Genomic DNA, 592 nt, shown 5'->3' on the forward strand with positions numbered 1-592 from the left:
AAGTAGGGCGGGACACGTGAAATCCTGTCTGAAGATGGGGGGACCATCCTCCAAGGCTAAATACTCGTGATCGACCGATAGTGAACCAGTACCGCGAGGGAAAGGCGAAAAGAACCCCGGGAGGGGAGTGAAATAGATCCTGAAACCGCATGCATACAAACAGTAGGAGCCCTTTCGGGGGTGACTGCGTACCTTTTGTATAATGGGTCAGCGACTTACATTCAGTGGCAAGCTTAACCGATTAGGGAAGGCGTAGCGAAAGCGAGTCCGAATAGGGCGTTTAGTCGCTGGGTGTAGACCCGAAACCAAGTGATCTATCCATGGCCAGGTTGAAGGCACGGTAACACGTGCTGGAGGACCGAACCCACTAATGTTGAAAAATTAGGGGATGAGCTGTGGATAGGGGTGAAAGGCCAAACAAACTTGGAAATAGCTGGTTCTCTCCGAAAACTATTTAGGTAGTGCCTCACGTATTACTGTCGGGGGTAGAGCACTGTTATGGCTAGGGGGTCATGGCGACTTACCAAACCATGGCAAACTCCGAATACCGACAAGTACAGCGTGGGAGACAGAGTCCGGGTGCTAACGTCCG

1 rRNA gene is annotated in these 592 nt (G+C 51.7%); it reads left to right on the forward strand.

The window, feature by feature from the left end:
* A 23S ribosomal RNA gene (locus ACOI06_RS14570) occupies positions 1–592 on the forward strand; the annotation flags it as partial.

Origin of the sequence: Orrella sp. 11846 (assembly GCF_048820935.1) — a bacterium.
Taxonomy (GTDB): domain Bacteria; phylum Pseudomonadota; class Gammaproteobacteria; order Burkholderiales; family Burkholderiaceae_B; genus Algicoccus.